This is a genomic window from Streptomyces sp. NPDC005794 (assembly GCF_042871445.1).
GTDB lineage: Bacteria > Actinomycetota > Actinomycetes > Streptomycetales > Streptomycetaceae > Streptomyces.
Genome location: NZ_JBIAIN010000049.1, coordinates 1 through 4,542, shown reverse-complemented (window position 1 = coordinate 4,542; position 4,542 = coordinate 1). Strand labels below are relative to the sequence as shown.

At 72.5% G+C, this 4,542-nt stretch carries 2 protein-coding genes; both read left to right on the top strand.

Going from position 1 to position 4,542, the window contains the following annotated elements:
• Positions 1-2,580: SDR family NAD(P)-dependent oxidoreductase (locus ACFYQ5_RS35970; protein ID WP_389203827.1), on the top strand; the 2,580-nt coding region annotated here is incomplete at its 5' end.
• Positions 2,581-2,664: 84 nt separating this feature from the next.
• The coding region (locus tag ACFYQ5_RS35965; protein ID WP_389203825.1) for a type I polyketide synthase at positions 2,665-4,542 on the top strand (1,878 nt) is incomplete at its 3' end.

Genomic DNA, 4,542 nt, shown 5'->3' with positions numbered 1-4,542 from the left:
GACGCGGGCACGGTGATGGATGGGGGGTACTGGTATCGCAATCTGCGCCGGACGGTGTTGTTCGAGCACGCTACCCGTGGCCTGCTGGCCGAGGGTCATGGTCTGTTCCTGGAGATGAGCCCGCATCCGGTGCTCACTGTGCCGGTGCAGGCCACGATCGACGCGGCGGAGAGTCCGGCTGTCACGATCGGTTCGCTGCGGCGTGACGACGGTGGGGCCGGCCGCTTCGCGGCTTCCCTCGCGGAGGCCCATGTACATGGCGCCGAGCTCGATTGGAAGGCCCTCTTCCCCGGTCACCGCACGACCGTCGACCTCCCCACCTACCCCTTCCAGCGCGACCACTACTGGCTGCTCGCCGCAAAGGAGGAGCTGCCGGTCGGGGCGCCGCTCGCCACGGACGAGGTCGAGTCGCGGTTCTGGGACGCGGTGGAGCGGGAGGACCTGGAACAACTGGCCGGGGAACTCGCGGTGGCGGACGGCTCGGCGGCCGAGCTGGGTGCCGTTCTTCCCGTGCTGTCGTCGTGGCGGCGGCAGCGGCGTGAGCGGTCGGTACTGGACAGCTGGCGCTACCAGGTGGCCTGGCAGCCCCTCGCGGGCGGTCTGCCGGCCGCCGGTCCGACGGGCCGCTGGCTGGTCGTCGTACCGGAGGGAGCGGAGACCGGGCAGGCATGGCCTGAGGCCGTGACAGAGGCGCTGGAGCAGGCCGGTGTGCAGGCGGACGAACTCCGGGTTCCCGCGGGCGGGGCGACGCGCGAGGCGCTGACCGAGCGGCTGTTCACGTGCATCGCCGGTACGGACACGGAGTTGGCCGGTGTTCTGTGCCTGCTCGCTCTCGACGAGTCCCCTCTCGAGGAGCACCCGGGCGTCTCCGCCGGGCTCGCGGGCACCGTGGCGCTGGTGCAGGCGCTCGGGGACGCCGGGATCGGGGCGCGTCTGTGGACCGTCACGAGTGGCGCGGTGGCCACCGACCATGCCGACGGCCCTGCGCGGCCCGCCCAGGCGCAGGTGTGGGGCCTCGGCCGGGTCGTGGCCCTGGAGTACCCCGACCGCTGGGGCGGCCTCATCGACCTGCCGGAGAAGCCCGACAGCCGGGTGGCGTCCCAGCTCGTGGGGATCCTCGCGGGCGCCGGGGAGGACAGTGGCGAGGACCAGCTCGCGGTGCGTCAGGCGGGCGTGTGCGTGCGGCGGTTCGTGCGGGCACCGCTCGCGGCGGGCGAGGCGCGGAAGTGGACGCCTCGCGGCACCGCGTTGGTCACCGGCGGCACGGGTGCCATCGGTGGGCACGTGGCACGCTGGCTGGCCCGCGAAGGTGCTGAGCACCTGGTCCTGACCAGCCGGCGCGGCCCCGACGCGCCCGGCGCCGCCGAGCTCCGGACGGAACTGGAGGAGCTGGGCGCCAAGGTGACCATCGAGGCGTGTGACGTGGCGGACCAGGGTTCGGTCACCGGGCTCCTCGGCCGGCTCGTCGAGGACGGGCACACGCTGCGGTCGGTGTTCCACGCGGCAGGCGTCGGACAGGGCCAGCCCCTGGCCGAGATGTCGGACGCCGACATCGCCGGCGTCCTGGAGGCGAAGGTCGAGGGCGCCGAGCATCTCGACGCGCTCCTGGACACCGCGTCCCTCGACGCGTTCGTGCTGTTCTCGTCCAACGCGGGCGTGTGGGGCAGCGGAAGCCAGGGCGCCTACGCGGCCGCCAACGCCCACCTCGACGCCCTGGCCGAGCAGCGCAGAGCGCGCGGCCTGACCGCCACCTCCGTGGCGTGGGGCCTGTGGGCCGGGGGCGGCATGGCAGGGGACGACGGCGAGGAGCAGTTCCGCCGCCGGGGGCTGCGGCCGATGGCGCCGGACCTCGCCGTCGCGGCGCTCGCCCAGGCGGTCGCGGACGACGAGACGTTCCTCGCCGTCGCCGACCTGGACTGGGAACGGTTCGCGCCCGCTTTCACCTCGGCCCGGACCAGCCCGTTCATCAGCGGCCTGCCCGAGGTACGCGCCTACCTGGAGTCCGTCGCGGCCGAACCGGTGGCGGAGACGGGCACCGGCGACGACGCGGCGGCCGACCTGCGGCGTCGCCTGGCCCCGCTCACCGAGCCCGAGCGCGAGGTGATCCTGCTGGGCATCGTGCGCACGCACGCGGCCGCCGTGCTCGGCTACACCGACGCGGAGTCCGTGGACGCCCACCGGGCCTTCAGGGAGATCGGCTTCGACTCCCTGACGGCCGTCGAGGTCCGCAACCGCCTCAACAAGGCCACGGGGCTGCGACTGCCCGCGACCCTCGTGTTCGACCACCCCACGTCCGCCGTCCTTGCCCAGTACCTACGTACGCAGCTGGTGCAGGACGGCGCCGACGGGGTGGACTCCACCCTCCAGGAGCTGGACCGCCTGGAGGCGGGCCTCCGTTCCATCGCGCCCGACGACAGCGCCCGCATGCGCATCACGATGCGGCTCGAGGCGCTGATGTCGAAGTGGAAGGGCGCGGACGCCGAGGCGCCCGATGACGGCGAGGCGGTCTCCTCGCGGCTCGAATCGGCGTCGGCCGATGAGGTCTTCGACTTCATCGACAAAGAACTCGGCATTTCCTGAATCAGTCCGACCGGGCCGGTGCACGGCCCGGTCGGCCCGACCGGTGCGGATTTTTCTGTGACTACGCGAACAGGTGAGTTTCCGATGGCGGACCAGCAAAAGCTCCTCGACTACCTCAAGCGGGTGACCGCCGACCTCCACGAGACGCGCCAGCGACTGCGTGAAGCCGAGGCGGAGGAGCCCGAGCCCATCGCCATCGTCGGAATGAGCTGCCGTTACCCCGGCGCCGTCCGCGGCCCGGAGGACCTGTGGGAGCTCGTGGCGGACGGGCGCGACGCCCTGTCCGCTTTCCCTGCCGACCGCGGCTGGGACGTCGAGGCGCTCGGCGGCCTCCCCGAGGGTGCGTCAGACGAACCGGAACAGCCGGAGCGAGGCGGTGGTTTCGTCTATGACGCGGGCGACTTCGACGCCGCGTTCTTCGGGATCTCGCCTCGCGAGGCCATGGCCATGGACCCGCAGCAGCGCCTCCTCCTCGAATGCGTGTGGGAGACCTTCGAGCGGGCCGGGATCCCGCCGGCCTCGCTGCGCGGCAGCCGCACCGGAGTGTTCGTCGGCGCCACCGCCCAGGGCTACGGCCCCGCCCTCATGGCGTCGCCGGACAGCGTCGACGGCTATCTGCTCACCGGTGACGTCTCCAGCGTCATATCGGGCCGCGTGTCGTACGTGTTCGGGCTCGAAGGCCCGGCGGTGACCGTCGACACGGCCTGCTCGTCCTCGCTCGTCGCCCTGCACCTGGCGGCGCAGGCGCTGCGTCAGGGCGAGTGCGACCTCGCCGTGGCGGGCGGCGTCGCGGTCATGGTCACCTCGGGCGCCTTCGCGGAGTTCAGCCGGCAGGGCGGCCTCGCCTCCGACGGCCGCTGCAAGCCGTACGCGGAAGCCGCCGACGGCACGGGCTGGGGCGAGGGTATCGGCGTTCTCGCCCTGGAGCGCCTGTCGGACGCGCGCCGCAACGGCCACGAGGTCCTTGCCGTCGTACGGGGTTCCGCCGTCAACCAAGATGGTGCGAGCAACGGCCTGACCGCCCCGAACGGCCCCTCCCAGCAGCGCGTCATCCGCCAGGCCCTCGCCGCCGCCCACCTCGCCACCAGCGACATCGACGCCGTCGAGGGCCACGGCACGGGAACGGTACTCGGTGACCCGATCGAGGCCCAGGCCCTCCTCGCCACCTACGGCCAGGACCGGCCCGCCGACCGGCCACTGCTCCTCGGCTCCGTGAAGTCCAACATCGGCCACACCCAGGCCGCTTCGGGCGTCGCGGGCGTCATCAAGATGGTCATGGCGATGCGGCACGGCATGCTGCCGGAGAACCTGCACACCGACCTGCCGAGCACCCACGTGGACTGGTCCGCGGGCGCCGTCGAACTGCTGACCGAGGCCAGGCAGTGGCCGGACGCCGACCGGCCGCGGCGTGCGGGCATCTCCTCGTTCGGCGTGAGCGGCACCAACGCTCACGTCATCGTGGAGCAGGCGCCGGCGGAGGAGCCCGCCGAGGCCGCCGCCGAGCCGACCGCTCCGGTCACCGCGCTGCCGTGGCTGGTGTCGGGCCGTAGCGCGGAGGCCCTGCGCGCGCAGGCCGACCGCCTGCGCGCCCACCTGACGGCCGAGAGCGGCCTCGACCCCGTCGACACCGGCTGGAGCCTGTTGTCGGGCCGCTCGTCGCTCGAACACCGGGCGGTGCTCTTCGGGCGGGAGTCGGAGGAGTTCCTTGCCGGTCTGGAGGCGGTGGTGTCCGGTGGTGATGTTCCCGGTGTGGTCTCGGGTGCGGTGGTCGAGGGCCGTCTTGGGGTGGTTTTCACCGGTCAGGGTAGTCAGCGTGTGGGTATGGGGCGTGAGTTGTATGAGACGTTCCCGGTGTTCGCCATGGCTCTTGACGAGGTGTGTGGGCATCTTGATCCGTTCCTCGACCGTCCGTTGAAGGGGGTTGTGTTCGGTACGGACGTCGATGTTCTGGAGCGGACGGGT